Below are 1,777 nucleotides of genomic sequence, written 5' to 3' on the forward strand. Positions count from 1 at the left end.
CCTCATGGCCTCATGAATAGCGAGTTGGCCAGGCCTGCTCCTCGCGCCTCAACCCGGAGTCAGACGACGATCTTGCTCTTGATCTGGGCAAACTCCTCCGCACTGATGGTTCCCGCGTCCATGAGTGCTTTGGCTTTGGCGATCTCCTCGGTGGGGCTGGCCGTGGCGACACTGCGGATGTAGGCATCGGTTTCCTGCTGGGATTTGCGGGCCCGCGCCATTGACCGCTCCGCCATGCCCTTGCCCCGGGCAATCATGTATGCCAGCACGGTCAGGAACGGTATGAAGACCAGAAGGACGATCCAGACGGCTTTCCACCAGCCACTGAGTTCGTCGTCGCGGAAGAGGTCGCCGATCACCATGAACACTGCATACAGGAAGGCGATAATCGCATAGAAGATGAACAACCACCAGAGAATATCCCAAAAGTTCTCGAAGAAATTCATTTTGGCTTCCCTACTTTCGCTTGGTGCGGCGTCGCCTACGAACGCAGCCTTGGATGGGAATGGGTTTCACCGCGGATATCCCGGAAGGCCCGGGCTAGCACTTGGCGTCATTCGAGAGATCGCTGATGGCGGCCTGCACGTTCGCGGCTTCGTCCTTGAGCGAGTTGGCCGCCTGCGTCAGGGTGGCGTCGTCGGGAACGGAGTTCACAGCAGAGGTGAACTTCTGTTGGGCAGCTTTAACGGCATCCACCCGATCTTTGGCCGCGTCGCTGGCCGCGTTGACCAGATCGTCGTAGCTCTTCCGCACCTGATCACGGGCCGCCTGGATCTGGCCGATCGTGGCGCCTGGCTTGAGGGAGTCCTTGAAATTCGTCAGGGCTGTTGAAAACCCAGTGGCCGCAGCGCAAACCGGTGAAACGCTCGCCGTCGGGCTCGCGCTGGGGCTGCTGCTGGGTCCCGAGGTGGCGCAGCCGGCGAGCAGCGCAACCGCCGCCCCGAGCGCAGACATTCGCGCGAGGACTGGTTTTGGTGTCGACATTGGACTCACCTCTCCATGGGCTTTCGCCTGGCAGCCCAATCACTGGCAGGTACCACCAGTGTTGGGTGAGGGGCCCGCTTGCGCGTCACCCGCCGCGGGTGATCCTTTCACGCGGCTCTCCGTGCCAGGCATGCCGCTGACCAGCGGGGACGCGACGCCGGAACTATCGAACACGGGTGGGACCCCATTACCTCCCACCCCGCGGCCCGAATCACCCCGGGGTGATGATGTGCCCGCTCCGTCGCCGTGATGGACTGCAGTCCACAACTGAGGGAGGATGCCATGTGTCGTTGGCTAGCGTATTCGGGTTCGCCGGTGCAACTGGAGGAGCTGTTGTACAAACCGACCAACTCGCTCGTGATGCAGAGCAAGCACGCTCGAATGGGCGTTGAAACCACCAACGGGGACGGCTTCGGCGTGGGCTGGTACGGATCCGCGCCGTATCCCGGGTTGTTCCACAGCACGGAGCCCGCGTGGAATGACCGCAACCTCCGCGAGTTGTCGGCCCAGGCGTCGGCCGGCCGGGTCTTCGCGCATATTCGGGCCTCGACCGGATCGGCGGTCCAACAGACCAACTGCCATCCATTCCGCCACGGCAGCTGGCTGTGGATGCACAACGGACTCATCCGGGAGTTCCCGACGGTGAAGCGCGACTTGGCCATGGCCGTTGAGCCATCGCTCTTTCCGCTGATCGAGGGAGCCACGGACTCAGAGCTCTTCTTCTTCCTCGCCCTGACCTTCGGGCTGGAGCAGGACCCGAGGGCGGCCGTAGCTGCCGCGGTTGGACTGATTG

General features: G+C 62.9%; 3 protein-coding genes. 1 reads left to right on the plus strand and 2 read right to left on the minus strand.

What is annotated here, in order from left to right; all coding sequences use genetic code 11:
* Positions 1-59 precede the first annotated feature (59 nt).
* Together LQV45_RS29850 and LQV45_RS29855 are read right to left on the minus strand one after the other, a co-directional pair.
* Positions 60-446 (minus strand): SHOCT domain-containing protein, encoded by a 387-nt coding sequence (locus LQV45_RS29850; RefSeq protein WP_230010772.1) that lies wholly within the window; start codon positions 444-446, stop codon positions 60-62.
* A gap of 94 nt (positions 447-540) precedes the next feature.
* On the minus strand, positions 541-954 hold the full coding sequence (locus LQV45_RS29855; RefSeq protein ID WP_028276752.1) for a hypothetical protein: 414 nt from the start codon (positions 952-954) through the stop codon (positions 541-543).
* Positions 955-1,266: 312 nt separating this feature from the next.
* Between LQV45_RS29855 and LQV45_RS29860 the strand changes: the two genes are divergently transcribed.
* The coding region (locus tag LQV45_RS29860; protein WP_230010775.1) for a class II glutamine amidotransferase at positions 1,267-1,777 on the plus strand (511 nt) is incomplete at its 3' end.

The sequence above is a fragment of the Microbacterium sp. Bi128 genome (genome assembly GCF_918698205.1).

Bases quoted from the DNA above. Each gene is read 5' to 3' on its own strand.
- LQV45_RS29850 (WP_230010772.1), bottom strand. From the start codon at position 446: ATGAATTTCTTCGAGAACTTTTGGGATATTCTCTGGTGGTTGTTCATC.
- LQV45_RS29855 (WP_028276752.1), bottom strand. From the start codon at position 954: ATGTCTGCGCTCGGGGCGGCGGTTGCGCTGCTCGCCGGCTGCGCCACC.